This window comes from Streptomyces mobaraensis NBRC 13819 = DSM 40847 (assembly GCF_017916255.1).
Classification (GTDB): Bacteria; Actinomycetota; Actinomycetes; order Streptomycetales; family Streptomycetaceae; genus Streptomyces; species Streptomyces mobaraensis.
Genome location: NZ_CP072827.1, coordinates 1,296,390 through 1,314,941, shown reverse-complemented (window position 1 = coordinate 1,314,941; position 18,552 = coordinate 1,296,390). Strand labels below are relative to the sequence as shown.

At 72.0% G+C, this 18,552-nt stretch carries 18 protein-coding genes; 17 read left to right on the top strand and 1 reads right to left on the bottom strand.

The window, feature by feature from the left end:
• The first annotated feature begins 154 nt into the window (after window positions 1-154).
• From J7W19_RS05045 to J7W19_RS05030, 4 genes are all read left to right on the top strand, one after another.
• Complete coding sequence (locus J7W19_RS05045; RefSeq protein ID WP_004942359.1) at window positions 155-874, top strand: MBL fold metallo-hydrolase; 720 nt, start codon at window positions 155-157, stop codon at window positions 872-874.
• A gap of 10 nt (window positions 875-884) precedes the next feature.
• Window positions 885-2,147 (top strand): histidine--tRNA ligase, encoded by a 1,263-nt coding sequence (gene hisS, locus J7W19_RS05040; RefSeq protein WP_004942360.1) that lies wholly within the window; start codon window positions 885-887, stop codon window positions 2,145-2,147.
• Between the two features lie 58 nt (window positions 2,148-2,205).
• Complete coding sequence (locus tag J7W19_RS05035) at window positions 2,206-2,865, top strand: vitamin K epoxide reductase family protein (protein ID WP_004942362.1); 660 nt, start codon at window positions 2,206-2,208, stop codon at window positions 2,863-2,865.
• 113 nt (window positions 2,866-2,978) lie between these two features.
• Window positions 2,979-4,328, top strand: coding sequence for a replication-associated recombination protein A (locus J7W19_RS05030; RefSeq protein ID WP_004942364.1), 1,350 nt, complete (start codon window positions 2,979-2,981; stop codon window positions 4,326-4,328).
• A 200-nt stretch (window positions 4,329-4,528) separates the two neighbouring features.
• Here J7W19_RS05030 and J7W19_RS05025 read toward each other — a convergent pair whose 3' ends face one another.
• Window positions 4,529-5,230, bottom strand: a complete 702-nt coding sequence (locus tag J7W19_RS05025; RefSeq protein ID WP_004942366.1) for a DUF2470 domain-containing protein — start codon at window positions 5,228-5,230, stop codon at window positions 4,529-4,531.
• A 188-nt stretch (window positions 5,231-5,418) separates the two neighbouring features.
• Between J7W19_RS05025 and rpsD the strand changes: the two genes are divergently transcribed.
• From rpsD to J7W19_RS04960, 13 genes are all read left to right on the top strand, one after another.
• Window positions 5,419-6,033: a 30S ribosomal protein S4 gene (gene rpsD, locus J7W19_RS05020; protein WP_004942368.1), complete on the top strand. Its 615-nt coding sequence runs from the start codon at window positions 5,419-5,421 to the stop codon at window positions 6,031-6,033.
• Window positions 6,034-6,226: 193 nt separating this feature from the next.
• Window positions 6,227-6,673: a DUF948 domain-containing protein gene (locus J7W19_RS05015; protein WP_004942371.1), complete on the top strand. Its 447-nt coding sequence runs from the start codon at window positions 6,227-6,229 to the stop codon at window positions 6,671-6,673.
• A gap of 7 nt (window positions 6,674-6,680) precedes the next feature.
• On the top strand, window positions 6,681-7,013 hold the full coding sequence (locus J7W19_RS05010; protein WP_040888971.1) for a DUF6167 family protein: 333 nt from the start codon (window positions 6,681-6,683) through the stop codon (window positions 7,011-7,013).
• Window positions 7,013-9,682, top strand: coding sequence for an alanine--tRNA ligase (gene alaS, locus J7W19_RS05005; protein ID WP_004942375.1), 2,670 nt, complete (start codon window positions 7,013-7,015; stop codon window positions 9,680-9,682). Before J7W19_RS05010 ends, alaS begins: the two co-directional genes overlap by 1 nt.
• Window positions 9,679-10,149: a Holliday junction resolvase RuvX gene (gene ruvX, locus J7W19_RS05000; RefSeq protein WP_040888988.1), complete on the top strand. Its 471-nt coding sequence runs from the start codon at window positions 9,679-9,681 to the stop codon at window positions 10,147-10,149. The genes alaS and ruvX overlap by 4 nt, the downstream gene beginning before the upstream one ends.
• 124 nt (window positions 10,150-10,273) lie before the next feature.
• Entirely contained in the window at window positions 10,274-12,181 is a 1,908-nt protein-coding gene (mltG, locus tag J7W19_RS04995; RefSeq protein WP_040888974.1) for an endolytic transglycosylase MltG, read from the top strand.
• On the top strand, window positions 12,178-13,005 hold the full coding sequence (locus tag J7W19_RS04990) for a shikimate dehydrogenase (RefSeq protein ID WP_004942384.1): 828 nt from the start codon (window positions 12,178-12,180) through the stop codon (window positions 13,003-13,005). The genes mltG and J7W19_RS04990 overlap by 4 nt, the downstream gene beginning before the upstream one ends.
• A gap of 177 nt (window positions 13,006-13,182) precedes the next feature.
• On the top strand, window positions 13,183-14,367 hold the full coding sequence (gene aroC / locus J7W19_RS04985; protein ID WP_004942387.1) for a chorismate synthase: 1,185 nt from the start codon (window positions 13,183-13,185) through the stop codon (window positions 14,365-14,367).
• Window positions 14,364-14,900, top strand: coding sequence for a shikimate kinase (locus J7W19_RS04980; RefSeq protein ID WP_004942389.1), 537 nt, complete (start codon window positions 14,364-14,366; stop codon window positions 14,898-14,900). Before aroC ends, J7W19_RS04980 begins: the two co-directional genes overlap by 4 nt.
• Before the next feature lie 7 nt (window positions 14,901-14,907).
• A complete protein-coding gene (gene aroB, locus J7W19_RS04975; protein WP_004942390.1) occupies window positions 14,908-15,999 on the top strand; it encodes a 3-dehydroquinate synthase in 1,092 nt (363 codons plus the stop codon).
• Entirely contained in the window at window positions 15,996-16,439 is a 444-nt protein-coding gene (aroQ, locus tag J7W19_RS04970; protein ID WP_004942393.1) for a type II 3-dehydroquinate dehydratase, read from the top strand. The genes aroB and aroQ overlap by 4 nt, the downstream gene beginning before the upstream one ends.
• On the top strand, window positions 16,384-17,349 hold the full coding sequence (locus J7W19_RS33755; protein ID WP_411848825.1) for an AAA family ATPase: 966 nt from the start codon (window positions 16,384-16,386) through the stop codon (window positions 17,347-17,349). Before aroQ ends, J7W19_RS33755 begins: the two co-directional genes overlap by 56 nt.
• A 74-nt stretch (window positions 17,350-17,423) precedes the next feature.
• The gene (locus J7W19_RS04960; protein ID WP_004948700.1) at window positions 17,424-18,530 is read left to right on the top strand and encodes a M24 family metallopeptidase; all 1,107 of its coding nucleotides are present in this window, start codon (window positions 17,424-17,426) and stop codon (window positions 18,528-18,530) included.
• Window positions 18,531-18,552: the final 22 nt, after the last annotated feature.

The window sequence follows — 18,552 nt, the reverse complement described above, 5'->3', positions numbered from 1 at the left end:
GCCTGTTGCGAGCGTGCCCGTACCGTATACGGGTTCGCGGCGGCGGAGGTGCCGCCGGTAGGCTCTGAACCGGCATAAACGTGACCGGCGCACCGGCCGGGCACGCCTGCCGGATCCCTGCCACGCCAACGCAGGCCGACATTTAAGGACGAATGTGCTGATTGCCGGGTTCCCCGCCGGGGCCTGGGGGACCAATTGTTATCTGGTCGCCCCCGCCGCCGGTGAGGAGTGCGTGATCATCGACCCGGGCCACCAGGCCGCCCAGGGAGTCGAGGACGCACTCAGGAAGCATCGGCTCAAGCCCGTCGCGGTCGTCCTCACCCACGGCCACATCGACCACGTCGCCTCGGTCGTCCCGGTGTGCGGCGCCCACGACGTCCCCGCCTGGATCCACCCCGCCGACCGCTACATGATGAGCGACCCGGAGAAGGCCCTCGGCCGCTCCATCGGCGCGCAGCTCCTCGGCGAGCTGACCGTGGGGGAACCGGACGACGTCAAGGAGCTCGCCGACGGCAGCACCCTGGACCTCGCCGGTCTGGAGTTCACCGTCGCGCACGCGCCCGGCCATACCAAGGGGTCGGTGACCTTCCGGCTGCCCGAGAGCAACGACATCCCGTCGGTGTTCTTCTCGGGCGACCTGCTGTTCGCCGGCTCCATCGGACGCACCGACCTGCCCGGCGGTGACCACGCCGAGATACTCGAGTCCCTGGCCCGCGTGTGCCTGCCCCTCGACGACTCGACCGTGGTCCTCTCCGGCCACGGCCCCCAGACCAGCATCGGCCGCGAGCGCGCCACCAACCCGTACCTGCGGGAAGTGGCCCAGGCGCAGCACGGCCCCGGAACCGGCACCCCGGCTCCGCGACGAGGAATGTGACGAAGCTTTCGTGAGCACTTTCAAGGCCCCCAAGGGCACCTACGACCTGACCCCGCCGGACTCGGCGGTCTACCTCGCCGTCCGCGAGGCCATCGCCGCCCCGGTGCGGCGGGCCGGCTACGGCTATGTGGAGACCCCCGGCTTCGAGAACGTCGAGCTGTTCGCGCGCGGCGTCGGCGAGTCCACCGACATCGTGACCAAGGAGATGTACACCCTCACCACGCGCGGCGGCGACCAGCTCGCGCTGCGCCCCGAGGGCACCGCCTCCGTACTGCGCGCCGCGCTGGAGGGCAACCTCCACAAGGGCGGCAACCTTCCGGTCAAGCTCTGGTACTCCGGCTCGTACTACCGCTACGAGCGCCCGCAGAAGGGCCGTTACCGCCACTTCTCGCAGGTCGGCGCCGAGGCCATCGGAGCCGAGGACCCGGCGCTCGACGCCGAGTTGATCATCCTGGCCGTCGACGCGTACAAGTCCCTCGGCCTGAAGAACTTCCGCCTGCTGCTCAACTCGCTGGGCGACAAGGAGTGCCGTCCCGCCTACCGGGCCGCGCTCCAGGACTTCCTGCGCGGTCTCGACCTGGACGACGACACCCGCCGCCGGATCGAGATCAACCCGCTGCGGGTCCTCGACGACAAGCGCGAGGCCGTCCAGAAGCAGCTCGTCGGCGCCCCCATGCTCCGCGACCACCTCTGCGAGGCGTGCAAGGAGTACCACGAGCAGGTGCGCGCGCTGCTGACCGCGGCGGGCGTCGCGTTCGAGGACGACGAGAAGCTGGTGCGCGGCCTGGACTACTACACGCGTACCACCTTCGAGTTCGTCCACGACGGCCTCGGCGCGCAGTCCGCGGTCGGCGGCGGCGGCCGGTACGACGGCCTGTCCGAGATGATCGGCGGCCCGGCCCTGCCGTCCGTCGGCTGGGCGCTGGGCGTGGACCGCACGGTGCTGGCGCTGGAGGCCGAGGGCATCGAGCTCGAACTCCCCGCCGCCACCGAGGTCTACGCGGTGCCGCTGGGCGACGAGGCCCGCCGGGTCCTCTTCGGCGTCGTCACCGAACTGCGCCGGGCCGGCATCGCCGCCGACTTCGCGTTCGGCGGGAAGGGCCTCAAGAACGCCATGAAATCGGCCGACCGCTCCGGCGCCCGGTACGCCCTGGTGGCGGGCGAACGGGACCTGGCCGAGGGCGTCGTCCAGCTCAAGGACCTGGGCAGCGGCGAGCAGACCGCTGTCCCGATCGGCACCGTCGTGAGTGAACTCCGGGACAGGCAGGGCTGATCGGCCGCCGCCTGGTGCAGAATGGGCGCATCGGACGACTGATGGGATCTATGGCGCTATGACGACCTCGGCTCTGGACCGCTCCGACACCGACGGCGCGGAGCGGGACGGGCCCGCCACCGGTGCGGTGGGCGGCAGCCGTGCCTTCGGGCTGCTGCTCGTCATCACCGGTGCCATGGGGCTGCTGGCCGCCTGGGTCATCACCCTCGACAAGAACAAGATCCTCGAGGCCAAGGCGGTCGGGAAGACCTTCACCCCCGGGTGCAGCCTCAACCCGATCGTCTCCTGCGGCAACATCATGGAGAGCGACCAGGCCCACGTCTTCGGGTTCCCCAACCCGATGCTCGGCCTGGTCTGCTACGGCGCGATCATCGCGATCGGCCTGGCCGTGCTGTCCGGCGCCCGCTTCCCGCGCTGGTACTGGATGGGCATGCAGGCCGGCACCCTCTTCGGCGTCGGCTTCTGCACCTGGCTGCAGTACCAGTCGCTGTACGTCATCGGTTCGCTCTGCCTCTGGTGCTGCCTCGCCTGGGTCGCCACCATCGTGATGTTCTGCTACGTCACCGTGCAGAACATCCGCCACCGCTTCATCCCGCTGCCGAACGCGGTGCGGAGCGCGGTGCTGGAGTTCCACTGGGTGGTGCCGGTGCTGTGGATCGGCCTCATCGGGCTGGCGATCCTGACGAACTGGTGGTCGTTCTGGACGGGCCAGTCCTGAGCCCGCCTCTCTGCTGACCTGCCGTAACGCCGCCGGACGACGACCGTCCGGCGGCGTTGTCTGGGGGTACCTCCCAGCGGTAGCTGGGGGAGGGGTGGCATAGGGTTTTGGGCGTGGAACCCGACCTGTTCACCGCCGCAGAAGAGGACCGCCGGGAGAAAGACCCGTCGAGCAGTCCCCTGGCCGTCCGCATGCGCCCCCGCACCCTCGACGAGGTCGTCGGACAGGGCCATCTGCTGAAGCCGGGATCGCCGCTGCGCCGGCTGGTCGGCGAGGCGAGCGGCGGTCCGGCCGGGCCCTCGTCGGTGATCCTCTGGGGGCCGCCCGGCATCGGCAAGACGACCCTCGCGTACGTCGTCAGCCAGGCCACCAACAAGCGCTTCGTCGAGCTGTCCGCGATCACCGCCGGCGTCAAGGAGGTCCGGGCCGTCATCGACGGCGCCCGCCGGGCCTCCGGCGGCTACGGCAAAGAGACCGTCCTCTTCCTCGACGAGATCCACCGCTTCAGCAAGGCCCAGCAGGACTCCCTGCTGCCCGCCGTGGAGAACCGCTGGGTCACCCTCATCGCCGCCACCACCGAGAACCCCTACTTCTCGATCATCTCCCCGCTGCTCTCCCGCTCCCTGCTGCTCACCCTCCAGGCGCTCACCGACGACGACCTGCGCGGGCTGCTGCACCGCGCTGTAGCGGACGAGCGCGGGCTCGGCGGCGCGGTGACGCTCCCGGACGACGCGGAAGAGCACCTGCTGCGGATCGCCGGCGGCGACGCGCGGCGGGCGCTGACCGCCCTGGAGGCGGCGGCGGGGGCTGCGCTCGACAAGGGCGAGAGCGAGATCACCCTGTCGACGTTGGAGGAGACGGTCGACCGGGCTGCGGTGAAGTACGACCGCGACGGCGATCAGCATTACGACGTCGCGAGTGCGCTGATCAAGTCCATCCGGGGGTCGGACGTGGACGCCACGCTGCACTACCTCGCGCGAATGATCGAGGCGGGGGAGGACCCGCGGTTCATCGCGCGGCGGCTGATGATCTCCGCCAGCGAGGACATCGGGCTCGCGGATCCTTCCGCGCTGCAGACGGCGGTCGCCGGGGCGCAGGCCGTCGCCATGATCGGCTTCCCCGAGGCGCGGATCACTCTCTCGCAGGTGGCCATCGCGCTCGCCCTGGCGCCCAAGTCGAACGCGGCTTATCTCGCCATCGACGCGGCGCTGGCCGATGTGCGGGCGGGGCTCGCCGGGCCGGTGCCCGCGCATCTGCGGGACGGGCATTACAAGGGGGCGGCGAAGCTGGGGCATGGGGAGGGGTATCAGTATCCCCACGATCTGCCGGGTGGTATCGCGGCTCAGCAGTACGCGCCTGACGCGGTGCATGGTCGGCGGTATTACTCGCCGACTCGGCATGGAGGGGAGGCGCGGTACGCGGAGGTGGTGGAGCGGGTGCGGGAGCGTTTGCGGGGGGAGTGAGCCCCGGTCCCGCCCTTTCTCCGTTTCCTGGGGCTGCGCCCCAGACCCCGCTTGTCGCGGCTCCGCCGCTCGTCCTCAAGCGCCGGACGGGCTGGCTATAGCCCGTCCGGCGTTTGAGGACAGCGCGCGCAGCGCGCTTCGGGGGTGCGGGGGCTCGCCCCCGCAAGAAACGGGAAGGGGCGGGACAGGGGCATCCCCCCTCATTCCCCCGCCGCGTCGAACAGGCGGTGCATCTCCCGCCGCAACCCCGCCACATCCCGCACCGGCTCCGGGAACTCGAACCGCGCGTCGAACGAGCGGTCGGCCGGCGACCCCGAACCCTCGCGGGTGAAGCGCACGCGGAACCCGAAGCGGTCCAGCGCCAGCGGCACCGCGCTGCCCGAGCCCACCCGGTGCTCGTCCAGCAGGCCCCACAGGGACCGCATCTGATCCCCGTGCCCCGCGTGCAGATGCTGCAGCAGCTCCACCTCGTACTCCACGAGCGGATCGGGCGCGGCACCCGCGAAGTCCTCCGGGGAGACGGTCTCGATGCCCCAGAGGTCGTCGACGGAGAGGTCGCCGAGTTCCAGCCGCACCATCATGCGGCCCGGCTCCGCGACGCCGGGGACGCAGGTGAGCCAGCCCGAGAGCCAGGCGCGGCCGCGGATGCGGTTGGGGACGGAGACGGGGGCGACGTCGGTGAGCTCCAGGACCGCGGGGAGGTCGTCGGCCTCGGCGTGGGTGGCCGCGCGGACGACGGGGGAGTCGGCCGGGTGGACGAGGTAGACGTCGCCGTCGGGGCCGACGGTCCGTACCTCGGGGGTGAGGGGTTCGGGGCGGGCGGCCCCCAGCCCGGGAACGAGCAGTACCGCGGAGCATGTACTCTGTACGAGAGTTCGTGTGCGCTCGGCTGCTGACGGCATCCGGGCGGTTTCAAGTCCGCTGGGACGCGGCTGACCACGATCTGATCGGACCTCCGTCGCACCGACGCCATCAGTTGCGTCGGCCTTCTTCGTGCTGTCCGTGACGTGACTGGTGTTCCCCGGGCGAGACATGCGATCTCCTTGAGTAAGGTGAGCCTAACCTAACCTATTTCGGAGGTCTGGAGAACGTGCCTAACCAGTCGCGTCCCAAGGTCAAGAAGTCTCGTGCGCTCGGCATCGCCCTGACGCCGAAGGCCGTCAAGTACTTCGAGGCCCGTCCCTACCCGCCGGGCGAGCACGGCCGCGGCCGCAAGCAGAACTCGGACTACAAGGTCCGCCTGCTCGAGAAGCAGCGTCTGCGCGCGCAGTACGACATCAGCGAGCGCCAGATGGCGCGCGCCTACGACCGCGCCAAGAAGGCCGAGGGCAAGACCGGCGAGGCGCTGGTCATCGAGCTCGAGCGTCGTCTGGACGCCCTGGTCCTGCGTGCCGGCATCGCCCGCACCATCTACCAGGCCCGCCAGATGGTCGTCCACGGCCACATCGAGGTCAACGGCAAGAAGGTCGACAAGCCGTCCTTCCGCGTCCGTCCCGACGACGTCGTGATGGTCCGCGAGCGCAGCCGCGCCAAGCACCCCTTCCAGGTCGCCCGCGAGGGTGGCTACGCGGGTGAGGGCGAGACCCCGCGCTACCTGCAGGTCAACCTGCAGGCCCTGGCCTTCCGCCTGGACCGCGACCCGAACCGCAAGGAGATCCCGGTCATCTGCGACGAGCAGCTCGTCGTCGAGTACTACGCCCGATAAGTCGGCCGTAGGACCTCTCCTTCACGCCTGGCCCGTCGCCCCTCCGCCCTCGTGGCGGCGGGGTGGCGGGCCACCGCGTTTTCCGGGGCGCTCCGGGCCTCGAAACGGAGTACGGGCCGCCACCCGCGGCGCGATAAGGTCGGTACCCGACGTTTCTTACGTGTGACCAGCGACGACAGCAGGGAGCGGTGCAGTGTCCGGTGGAGAGGTGGCCGGGATCCTCGTGGCCGTCTTCTGGGCGATCCTGGTGTCCTTCATCGCCCTCGTCCTGGTACGGCTCGCGCAGACCCTCAAGGCGGCCACCAAGCTGGTCGCCGACGTCACCGCGCAGGCTGTGCCGCTGCTGGCCGACGCCTCGGCGACCGTGCGGTCCGCCCACACCCAGCTCGCCCGCGTCGACTCGATCGCCGCGGACGTCCAGGAGGTCACGGCCAACGCCTCCGCGTTGTCCTCCACCGTCTCCTCCGCCTTCGGCGGACCGCTGGTGAAGGTCGCCGCCTTCGGCTACGGCGTGCGGCGGGCGATCGGGCGCAAGGGCGCCCCCGCCGAACCCGAGCGCACCGTGATCACCGGCCGGAGCGTCGGTAAGAAACTGCCGTCCGCCCGGCGCGGCGGCCGTCGTACCCGTGGGAAGGGCTGATCCGGAAATGTTCCGCCGTGCTTTTTGGTTCACCACCGGGGTGGCCGCCGGAGTGTGGGCCACCACCAAGGTGAACCGCACCCTGGACAAGCTCACCCCCGAGAGCCTTGCGCTCCAGGCGGCCGACCGGGCCGTGCTCGCCGGCCGCCGCGTCAAGCACTTCGCGCTCGACGTCCGCGACGGCATGGCGCACCGCGAGGCGGCGCTCAAGGACGCGCTCGGCCTCACCGCCGCACCGGAACCCGAGGAGGCCCGGGCGCTGCCCGCCGGACGCCCGCACCTCGTCGTCGTCGAACCCACCCATCCCCACCACTCGCTGACCCGGAAAGAGGACCACTGATGGAGTCCGCTGAAATCCGCCGCCGCTGGCTGCGCTTCTTCGAAGAGCGTGGGCACACCGTCGTGCCGTCGGCGTCGCTCATCGCGGACGACCCGACGCTGCTCCTCGTGCCCGCGGGCATGGTGCCCTTCAAGCCCTACTTCCTGGGTGAGGTCAAGCCGCCGTTCAGCCGCGCCACCAGCGTGCAGAAGTGCGTCCGCACGCCGGACATCGAAGAGGTCGGCAAGACCACCCGGCACGGCACGTTCTTCCAGATGTGCGGCAACTTCTCGTTCGGCGACTACTTCAAGGAGGGCGCGATCAAGCTCTCCTGGGAGCTGCTGACCACGCCCGTCGCCGACGGCGGCTACGGCCTCGACCCCGAGAAGCTCTGGATCACCGTCTACCAGGACGACGACGAGGCCGAGCGGATCTGGCGGGACACCGTCGGCGTCCCCGCCGAGCGCATCCAGCGGCTGGGCAAGAAGGACAACTTCTGGTCCATGGGCGTCCCCGGCCCCTGTGGCCCCTGCTCCGAGATCAACTACGACCGCGGCCCCGAGTTCGGCCCCGAGGGCGGCCCGGCCGTCAACGACGAGCGGTACGTGGAGATCTGGAACCTGGTCTTCATGCAGTACGAGCGGGGTGCCGGCGACGGCAAGGAGGACTTCCCGATCCTCGGCGACCTCCCCGCCAAGAACATCGACACCGGCCTCGGCCTCGAACGCCTCGCGATGATCCTCCAGGGCGTCCGGAACATGTACGAGACCGACACCCTGCGCGTCGTCATCGACAAGGCCACCGAACTCACGGGCGTCGCCTACGGCAAGGCCGCCGACTCCGACGTCTCGCTGCGCGTGGTCGCCGACCACATGCGCACCTCCGTGATGCTCATCGGTGACGGCGTCACGCCCGGCAACGAGGGCCGCGGCTACGTCCTGCGCCGCATCATGCGCCGCGCCATCCGCAACATGCGGATGCTGGGCGCCACCGGCCCGGTCGTCGCCGACCTGCTCGACGTGATCATCAACACGATGGGGCAGCAGTACCCGGAGCTCATCGAGGACCGCAAGCGCATCGAGACTGTCGCGCTCGCCGAGGAGGCCGCCTTCCTCAAGACCCTCAAGGCCGGCACCAACATCCTCGACACCGCCGTCACCGAGACCAAGGCCGCGGGCGGCACGGTCCTCGCCGGCGAGAAGGCGTTCCTGCTCCACGACACCTGGGGCTTCCCGATCGACCTCACCCTGGAGATGGCCGCCGAGCAGGGCCTCGCCGTGGACGAGGACGGCTTCCGCCGCCTGATGAAGGAGCAGCGGGAGCGGGCCAAGGCCGACGCCAAGGCCAAGAAGACCGGCCATGCCGACCTGTCCGCCTACCGCGAGGTCGCCGACACCGCGGGCGCCACCGACTTCACCGGCTACACCCTCACCGAGAACGAGGCCACCGTCGTCGGCCTGCTCGTCGACGGCGTCCCGTCGCCGGCCGCCTCCGAGGGCGACGAGGTCGAGATCGTCCTCGACCGTACGCCGTTCTACGCCGAGGGTGGTGGCCAGCTGGCCGACCAGGGGCGTATCAAGCTGCACAACGGTGCCGTGGTCGAGATCCGCGATGTGCAGAAGCCCGTTCCGGGCGTCAACGTCCACAAGGGCGTCGTGCAGGTCGGTGAGGTGACGGTCGGCGCCTCGGCGTACGCCGTCATCGACGTCAAGCGCCGCCGGGCCATCGCCCGCGCCCACAGCGCCACCCACCTGACGCACCAGGCGCTGCGCGACGCGCTCGGCCCGACGGCCGCCCAGGCCGGTTCGGAGAACTCGCCCGGCCGCTTCCGCTTCGACTTCGGCTCCCCGGCCGCCGTGCCCGGCACCGTCCTCACCGACGTCGAGCAGCGGATCAACGAGGTCCTCTCCCGGGAGCTCGACGTCCACGCCGAGATCATGAGCCTGGACGAGGCCAAGAAGTCCGGTGCGATCGCCGAGTTCGGCGAGAAGTACGGCGAGCGGGTACGCGTCGTGACCATCGGCGACTTCTCCAAGGAGCTGTGCGGCGGTACGCACGTCGCCAACACCGCCCAGCTGGGTCTGGTGAAGCTGCTCGGCGAGTCCTCGATCGGTTCCGGTGTGCGCCGCGTCGAGGCCCTGGTCGGCGCCGACGCGTACGACTTCCTGGCCAAGGAGCACACGGTCGTCGCCCAGCTCACCGAGCTGGTCAAGGGCCGCCCGGAGGAGCTGCCGGAGAAGATCTCGGGCATGCTCGCCAAGCTGCGGGACGCCGAGAAGGAGATCGAGCGCTACCGCGCCGAGAAGGTGCTCCAGGCCGCCGCCGGGCTGGCCGAGGGCGCCCGGGACGTGCACGGCGTCGCCCTGGTCACCGGCACCGTCCCGGACGGCACCGGCGCCGACGACCTGCGCAAGCTGGTCCTCGACGTCCGCGGCCGGATCCAGGGCGGCCGCCCGGCCGTCGTCGCCCTGTTCACCGTGGCCAACGGCCGCCCGCTGACCGTCATCGCCACCAACGAGGCCGCCCGCGAGCGCGGTCTCAAGGCCGGCGACCTGGTCCGTACGGCCGCCAAGACGCTCGGCGGCGGCGGTGGCGGCAAGCCGGACGTCGCCCAGGGCGGCGGCCAGAACCCGGAGGCCGTGGCCGACGCCATCGCCGCCGTGGAGCGCCTCGTGGCGGAAGCGGCCTGACCGTGCGACGTGGCAGACGCATCGCCGTCGACGTCGGGGACGCCCGGATCGGGGTCGCCTCGTGCGACCCCGACGGGATCCTCGCCACACCGGTCGAGACCGTGCCCGGACGGGACATCCCGCAGGCCCACAAGCGGCTCGCGGCGCTCGTCGCGGAGTACGAGCCCATCGAGGTCGTCGTCGGCCTGCCCCGCTCCCTCAAGGGGGGAGAGGGGCCGGCCGCGGCCAAGGTGCGCACGTTCGCCAAGGAGATGGCCCGGCGCGTCGCGCCGGTGCCCGTCCGGCTGGTGGACGAGCGGATGACGACGGTCACCGCGGCCCAGGGGCTGCGCGCGTCCGGGGTCAGCAGCAAGAAGGGCCGGTCGGTCGTCGACCAGGCGGCCGCAGTGATCATCCTGCAGAACGCCCTGGAGACCGAAAGGACGTCGGGGCGGCCTCCGGGCGAACCCGTCGAAGTGGTCATCTGATCGCGATACGGTAACCTTCCGCGCGACATGGCAGCTAGTTCGAACGCCATCCCTACAGGACCAGACGATCGGACCCGCGCCCCCCGGGGGCGCCCGGCTGCCGCTGTGCGGCTCTAGGGGATAGATGACTGAGTACGGCCGGGGTTCCGGCTCCCAACCGTGGAATCCCGGCGACCCCCAGCACGGGGACCCGGGGTACGAGGGCCGGCAGCATCCGCCGCAGCAGCAGCCGTACCCCGGTCAGCAGCAGTATCCGGACCAGCGGTTCCCAGAGCAGCAGCAGTACGGCTGGGAGCAGTCGGCGCAGGGCGGTGGGGGCCACTACGGTGACCCCCACTCCCCGTCCGGGCAGCAGTACGGGCAGCCCGGCCAGTCGGGCGGGGGCTACTACGGCTCCGGTGGCGGGTACCCGGGACAGGACGGACAGTCCTACGACACGGGTCAGCACCCGCACGTACAGCAGCAGGCGTACGACACCGGGCAGCATCCGCAGCCCGGCGGACAGCAGGCGTACGACACGGGTCAGCATCCGCAGCAGTCCTATGACACGGGTCAGCACCCGCATCCGGCGTATGACACCGGTCAGCATCCGCAGCAGGCGTACGACACGGGTCAGCATCCGCAGCAGTCCTATGACACGGGTCAGCACCCGCACCCGTCCTACGACACCGGTCAGCACCCGCAGCAGGCGTACGACACCGGCCAGCACCCGCGGCCCGGCGAGGGGCGGGTGCCGCAGCAGGCGACCGCCAAGGAGCCGCACGAGGAGTGGCTGGAGGAGTCCTCCGGCGGGCACTCCCTGCTCTCCAAGTCCGCCGCTGCCCCGGCCCCCCGGTCGTCGCCGGCCATAGACCTCCTCCCCGGCGGCGTCACGGACGAGGACGACGAGACCGACGCGGCCGAGGAGCCGCGGCGCGGCCGGCGCGGCGGCGGGTCCGGCGGCAAGGGCAAGAAGCAGCCCAAGCGCCGCAGCGGCACGGCCTGCCTGGTCGTCGCGGTGGTGCTGGTCGGCGCCGTGGGCGGCCTCGGCTACCTCGGCTACGACTACTGGGAGACCAACTACGGTCCCGCGCCCGACTACGAGGGCGAGGGCACCGGCTCGGTCCAGGTGGAGATCCCCAAGGGGGCCGGTCTCACCCAGATGGGTGATCTCCTTCAGAAGAACGGCGTGGTCAAGAGCGCCCGGGCGTTCACCGAGGCGGCGGGCACCAAGCTCATCCAGCCCGGTACGTACACCCTGCACAAGGAGATGTCGGCCGAGTCCGCCGTCACGATGATGACGGACACCAAGAACCTGCTGACCATCCGCGAGGGCATCCGGGCCGCCGAGGTCTACAGCTCCATCGACAAGAAGCTGGAGCTCAAGCCGGGCACCACCAAGGACGTCGCCAAGGCGCAGGCCAGGAACCTGGGCCTGCCCGACTGGGCGACCGCCGACCCGGACGTCAAGGACCCGCTGGAGGGCTTCCTCTTCCCCTCGCAGTACAACGCGGGCAAGGGCACCAAGCCGGAGGAGATCCTCCGGCAGATGGTCAAGCGGGCGAAGGCCAACTACGAGCAGCAGGACCTGGAGGGCAAGGCCAAGGAGCTGGGCCTGAAGTCCCCGCTCCAGGTGATCACCGTCGCCAGCCTGGTCCAGGTCGAGGGCAAGTACAAGCACGACTTCGACAAGATCGCCCGCGTCGTCTACAACCGGCTCAAGCCGGACAACAAGGAGACGTACGGCCTGCTGGACTTCGACTCCACGGTCAACTACGCCAAGAGCCAGTCCACCCTGGACACCGGTTCCGTCAACGACCTGCGCAAGTTCAAGGACCCGTACAACACCTACAGCATCAAGGGCCTGCCGCCCGGGCCGATCAGCAACCCGGGCATGGACGCCCTGAAGTCCGCGCTCGAACCCGCGTCCGGCCCCTGGTACTACTTCGTCTCGATCAACGAGAACGAGACGCTCTTCGCCGTGACCAACGCGGAGCACAACAAGAACCGCCAGCGGTACGAGCAGGAGCACCGGAAGGCGGCCGGACAGTGACCGCACGCCGCCGGGCCGCCGTCCTCGGCTCGCCCATCGCGCACTCGCTCTCCCCGGTCCTGCACCGGGCCGCCTACGCCGCGCTCGGCCTGGGGGAGTGGACGTACGGCCGGTACGAGATCGACGAGGCCGCGCTGCCGGCCTTCGTCGAGCGGCTGGACGAGAGCTGGGCCGGACTCTCGCTGACCATGCCGCTGAAGCGGGCGGTCATCCCGCTGCTCGACGAGATCAGCGACACCGCGCGGTCCGTCGAGGCCGTCAACACCGTCCTCGTCGGCCCGGACGGCCGGCTCACCGGCGACAACACGGACATCCCGGGCCTGGTCGCCGCCCTGCGCGAGCGCGGCGTCGACAAGGTGGCCTCGGCGGCCGTGCTGGGCGCGGGCGCCACCGCGTCCTCGGCGCTCGCCGCGCTCGCCGGGATCTGCGCCGGCGAGGTCACCGCCTACGTCCGCAGCGCGGAGCGGGCGGCCGAGATGCGGCGGTGGGGCGAACGGCTCGGGGTGGCCGTCCGCACCGCCGACTGGTCCCGCGCCGCCGAGGCGTTCGAGGCCCCGCTGGTCGTCGCCACCACCCCGGCCGGGGCCGCGGACGCGCTCGCGACCGCCGTCCCGGACCGGCCCGGCACCCTCTTCGACGTCCTCTACGAGCCCTGGCCGACCCCGCTGGCGGCGGCCTGGGCCGCGCGCGGCGGCACGGTCCTGGGCGGCCTCGACCTGCTCGTCCACCAGGCGGTGCTCCAGGTCGAACGGATGACGGGCGTCTCGCCGGCACCGCTCGCGGCCATGCGGGCCGCCGGGGAAGCGGCCCTCGCGGCCCGCTGACCGCCCCCGGACCCCTCCGGAACATTCCCAGGTCGCTCCCGAAACGAGCGGAAAACGTCCGGAACGCGGACCGGCGCCGGGATACCGCCCCGGCCATGGGAGGATCGGGGACGGCGGACCGTACCACGGGTCGGTCGCGCCGTCCCACGTTCCGAGGCGCGAGCAAGAGGAGATCCGTTGAGCAGGTTGCGCTGGCTGACGGCCGGGGAGTCGCACGGTCCGGCCCTGGTGGCGACGCTGGAGGGACTGCCCGCGGGCGTCCCGGTCACCACGGAGATGGTGGCGGACCACCTGGCCCGGCGGCGCCTCGGCTATGGGCGCGGCGCCCGGATGAAGTTCGAACGGGACGAGGTGACCTTCCTCGGCGGCGTCCGGCACGGGCGGTCCATGGGCTCCCCGGTCGCGGTCATGGTGGGCAACACCGAGTGGCCCAAGTGGGAGAAGGTCATGGCGGCCGACCCGGTGGACCCGGCCGAGCTCGCCGACCTCGCCCGCAACGCCCCGCTGACCCGGCCGCGCCCCGGCCACGCGGACCTCGCCGGCATGCAGAAGTACGGCTTCGACGAGGCCCGTCCGGTCCTGGAGCGGGCCTCCGCGCGGGAGACCGCGGCCCGCGTCGCGCTCGGCGCCGTCGCCCGCTCCTTCCTGAAGGAGGCGGCCGGGATCGAGATCGTCTCGCACGTCGTCGAACTGGCCGCCGCCAAGGCGCCGTACGGCGTGTACCCGAAGCCGTCGGACGTCGAGCGGCTGGACGCCGACCCGGTGCGCTGCCTCGACGCCGCCGCCAGCGAGGCGATGGTCGCCGAGATCGACCAGGCGCACAAGGACGGCGACACTCTCGGCGGCGTCGTCGAGGTCCTCGCCTACGGCGTGCCCGTCGGCCTCGGTTCGCACGTGCACTGGGACCGGCGGCTGGACGCCCGGCTCGCCGCCGCCCTGATGGGCATTCAGGCGATCAAGGGCGTCGAGCTCGGCGACGGCTTCGACCTGGCCCGGGTGCCCGGCTCCAAGGCGCACGACGAGATCGTCGCCACCGAGGAGGGCGTGCGCCGCACCTCGGGCCGTTCCGGCGGCACCGAGGGCGGCCTCACCACCGGTGAACTGCTGCGCGTCCGCGCCGCGATGAAGCCCATCGCCACGGTGCCGAAGGCGCTCGCCACCATCGACGTCACCACCGGCGAGGCCGCCAAGGCCCACCACCAGCGCTCCGACGTGTGCGCCGTCCCCGCGGCCGGCATCGTCGCCGAGGCGATGGTGGCGCTCGTCCTGGCGGACGCCGTGGTGGAGAAGTTCGGCGGCGACAGCGTCACCGAGACCCGCCGCAACGTCCAGGGCTACCTCGACAACCTGGCCATCAAGTGAGCGGGCCGGTAGCTGTCCTGGTCGGCCCGCCCGGAGCCGGGAAGTCGACCGTCGGAGCGCTGCTCGCCGAGCGGCTCGGCACCGGCTACCGGGACACCGACGCCGACATCGAGCGGACCGCCGGCAAGCCCATCCCGGAGATCTTCCTGGACGAGGGCGAGCCGCACTTCCGCGAGCTGGAGCGGCAGGCCGTGCGCGCCGCCGTGGCGGAGCACCCCGGAGTGCTCTCGCTCGGCGGCGGCGCCGTCATGGACCCGGGCACCCGGGAGCTGCTCAAGGGGCTGCCCGTCGTCTTCCTCGACGTCGACCTGGCCGACGCCGTCCGCCGCGTGGGGCTGGACGCCCCGCGCCCGCTGCTGGCCGTCAACCCGCGCAAGCGGTGGCGGGAGCTGATGGAGGCCCGCCGTCCGCTGTACACCGAGGTCGCCCGGGTCGTCGTCGCCACCGGAGGCCGGAGCCCGGCCGAGGTCACCGACGCGGTACTCGACAGCCTGCGCCCGCCCGGCGCCCGTACCCACGACACCTCGCAGTGAGGAACGCATGACCGACGCACCCACCCGTATCCAGGTCGCCGGCACCGCCGGGACCGCGCCGTACGAGGTCCTGATCGGGCACCGGCTGCTGGACGAACTGCCCGCGCTCATCGGGACCGACGCCCGCCGCGTGGCCGTCCTGCACCCCGAGGCGCTGGCCGAGACCGGCGAGGTGCTCCGCGCCGACCTGGCCGACCAGGGCTACGAGGCCATCGCCATCCAGGTGCCGAACGCCGAGGAGGCCAAGACCGCCGAGGTCGCCGCCTACTGCTGGAAGGCGCTCGGCCAGTCCGGCTTCACCCGCACCGACGTCATCGTCGGCGTCGGCGGCGGCGCCACCACCGACCTGGCCGGCTTCGTCGCCGCCACCTGGCTTCGCGGTGTGCGCTGGATCGCGGTGCCCACCACCGTGCTGGCGATGGTCGACGCCGCCGTCGGCGGCAAGACCGGCATCAACACCGCCGAGGGCAAGAACCTCGTCGGCGCCTTCCACCCGCCGGCCGGGGTGCTGTGCGACCTGGCCGCGCTGGAGTCGCTGCCGGTCAACGACTACGTCAGCGGGCTCGCCGAGGTCATCAAGGCCGGCTTCATCGCCGACCCGACCATCCTCGACCTGATCGAGAGCGACCCCGAGGGCGCCCGCACCCCGTCCGGACCGCACACCGCCGAGCTGATCGAGCGGGCCATCCGGGTCAAGACCGACGTCGTCTCGCAGGACCTCAAGGAGTCCGGTCTCCGCGAGATCCTCAACTACGGGCACACCCTCGCCCACGCCATCGAGAAGAACGAGCGGTACAACTGGCGGCACGGCGCGGCCGTCGCCGTCGGCATGGTCTTCGCGGCCGAACTCGGCCGGATCGCCGGCCGGCTGGACGACGCGACGGCCGACCGGCACCGCGCGGTGCTGGAGTCCGTGGGACTTCCGGTGACCTACCGGGGCGACCAGTGGCCCAAGCTGCTGGAGACGATGAAGGTCGACAAGAAGACGCGCGGCGACCGGCTGCGCTTCATCGTGCTCGACGGGCTGGCGAAGCCGGTGGTGCTGGAGGCTCCGGACCCGGCGATGCTGCTCGCCGCGCACGCTGAGATCGCGGCGTGAGCGGCGCGCGGGTCCTCGTGCTCAACGGGCCGAACCTCGGGCGGCTCGGCTCCCGGGAGCCCGACGTGTACGGGTCCACCTCGTACGCCGGGCTCGTCGAGGAGTGCACCGAGCTCGGGGCCGAGCTCGGCTTCGACGTCGACGTCCGGGAGACCAACGACGAGGGCGAGCTGGTCCGTTGGCTGCACGAGGCGGCGGATGGGCGGCTGCCTGTGGTCATCAATCCCGGGGCTTTCACGCATTACTCGTACGCGATGCGGGATGCCGCGGCGCAGCGGACGGCTCCGTTGATCGAGGTGCACATCTCCAATCCGCACGCGCGGGAGGAGTTCCGGCACACGTCCGTGATCTCCGCCGTCGCGTCCGGGACGATCGCCGGGTTCGGTGTCGGGTCGTACCGGCTGGCGTTGCGGGCGCTCGCGGAGGAACTCCGGGGCTGAGCGGAGCGTCTGGGTTGAGGGGGTAGGGTGCCCCGGTCCCGCCCTTTCTCCCCCAGCTACCGCTGGGAGGTGCCCCCAGTTTCTTGCGGGGGCAAGCCCCCGCACCCCCGAAGCGCCCTTCGGGCACTGTCCTCAAACGCCGGACGGGCTGAAATCAGCCCGTCCGGCGTTTGAGGACAAGGGGGTCTGGGGTGCAGCCCCAGGAAACGGTGAAAGGGCGGGACCGGGGCACACCCCCCCACCACACGACCCACCGCACGAGACGGAGTGCCACCGGATGCAGCACCCAGTGGGACAGCCGCTACCACCCGCCCACCCCCCGTTGCCCGCTCCCGTGCCCCTCGATCCCACCACCGCCCCCGTCGCGGTGCTGCTGATCGGCCCGGCCGGGGCGGGGAAGACGACGGCGGCCCGGTACTGGGCCGACACCCGCCGGGTGCCCACGGCGCACATCAGCCTGGACGACGTCCGGGAATGGGTGCGGGCCGGCTTCGCCGACCCGCAGGCCGGGTGGAACGAGCGGTCCGAGGCCCAGTACCGGCTGGCCCGCCGCACCTGCGGCTTCGCCGCGCGGAACTTCCTGGCCAACGGCATCTCCTGCATCCTCGACGACGCGGTCTTCCCGGACCGGCCCGCCGTCGGCCTGGGCGGCTGGAAGCGGCACATCGGCCCCGGCCTGCTGCCCGTCGTCCTGCTGCCGGGGCTCGACGTGGTGCTGGAACGCAACGCCGAGCGGCGCGGCAACCGGCGGCTGGGCGACGAGGAGGTGGCGCGCATCCACGGGCGGATGGCCGGCTGGTACGGCTCCGGGCTGCCGATCATCGACAACTCGCAGCAGGACGTGGCCACCACCGCCCGGCTCATCGACGAGGCCGTGGCCCGCTCCTTCGCCACCCCGCCCGCCTGGTAGCCGGGCCCGCGGGCCGCACCCCGGTCGGACGCGCCGGAGCGGCCGGTCCGGGCCGCCGTACGTACGCTCGGGGCATGTCCGACGTGTACGCGGCGCGCCGTTCACGGCTGCTGGAGCGGTGCCTGGGGAACGGCAGCGAGGCGGCGCTGGTGACCGGCGCGGCCAACGTCCGCTACCTCGCCGGGCACGCCCCGGCCGACGCCGCCCTGCTGGTCGGGCCCGTCCACGACGTGCTGCTCTGCGCGTCCGATCCGTTCGACACCGCGTCGGCCGGGCGGCCCGCCGGTGACCTGCGCGTCTTCGTCCTGCCCGGCACGGAGGGCGACCCGGCCGTCGCGGGCGCCGAGCGGGCCGCCGCGGCCGGGGCCGGCTCGCTGGCGGTGGAGGAGCACCATCTGACCGTACGGCGCCACCGCGCCGTGGGAGCCGTCGCGCCGGGGCTGCGGCTGGACGACCTGGGGCCGGCCGTGGAGCAGCAGCGGCTGGTCAAGGACGAGGAGGAGATCTCCTGTCTGCGGATCGCCGCCGAGATCGCCGACCAGGCGCTGGGGGAGCTGCTGGAGTCCATCCTGGTCGGCCGTACCGAGCGGCACCTCGCCCTAGAGCTGGAGCGCCGCCTGGTGGACCACGGCGCGTCCGGTCCGGCGTTCCCCACGTCGGTGGGGACCGGGCCCGACTCCGGGCTGGCCGGGCACGTACCCTCGGACCGGCGGGTCGAGGAGGGCGACTTCCTCTCCGTCTGCCTGGGCGCGGACTACCGCGGCTACCACAGCGAGATCGCCCGCACCTTCGTCATCGGCACGTCCCCGGCGGACTGGCAGATCGAGCTGTACGAGCAGGTCTTCGCGGCCCAGCGGGCCGGGCGGGAGGCGCTGTTGCCCGGGACGCCGTACCGGGACGTGGACCGCGCGGCACGGCGCGTCCTGGAGGCGGCGGGCCACGGCGACCGGCTCGGTCCGCGGATCGGCCACGGGGTCGGACTCGAAAACGGCGAGGACCCTCGGCTCGCGCCCACGGCCATGGGTAAACTGGACGCTTGCGTGCCGGTCACCGTAGATCCGGGAGTCCACCTCCCGGGGCGGGGCGGCGTCCGGATCGATGACACGCTCGTCGTCCGCCCCGAGGCGGACGGCGGTCCCGAGCTACTCACCATCACGACCAAGGAGCTGCTCGCGCTGTAGCGCGTGCCTCTTCGGGGTCGCA

What these genes read in the sequence shown, in the direction of transcription:
- J7W19_RS05035 (WP_004942362.1), top strand. Translation starts at nt 2,206, where the DNA reads ATGACGACCTCGGCTCTGGACCGCTCCGACACCGACGGCGCGGAGCGG.
- J7W19_RS05025 (WP_004942366.1), bottom strand. Translation starts at nt 5,230, where the DNA reads ATGCCGTCAGCAGCCGAGCGCACACGAACTCTCGTACAGAGTACATGC.
- J7W19_RS05010 (WP_040888971.1), top strand. Translation starts at nt 6,681, where the DNA reads ATGTTCCGCCGTGCTTTTTGGTTCACCACCGGGGTGGCCGCCGGAGTG.
- alaS (WP_004942375.1), top strand. Translation starts at nt 7,013, where the DNA reads ATGGAGTCCGCTGAAATCCGCCGCCGCTGGCTGCGCTTCTTCGAAGAG.
- mltG (WP_040888974.1), top strand. Translation starts at nt 10,274, where the DNA reads ATGACTGAGTACGGCCGGGGTTCCGGCTCCCAACCGTGGAATCCCGGC.
- aroB (WP_004942390.1), top strand. Translation starts at nt 14,908, where the DNA reads ATGACCGACGCACCCACCCGTATCCAGGTCGCCGGCACCGCCGGGACC.
- J7W19_RS04960 (WP_004948700.1), top strand. Translation starts at nt 17,424, where the DNA reads ATGTCCGACGTGTACGCGGCGCGCCGTTCACGGCTGCTGGAGCGGTGC.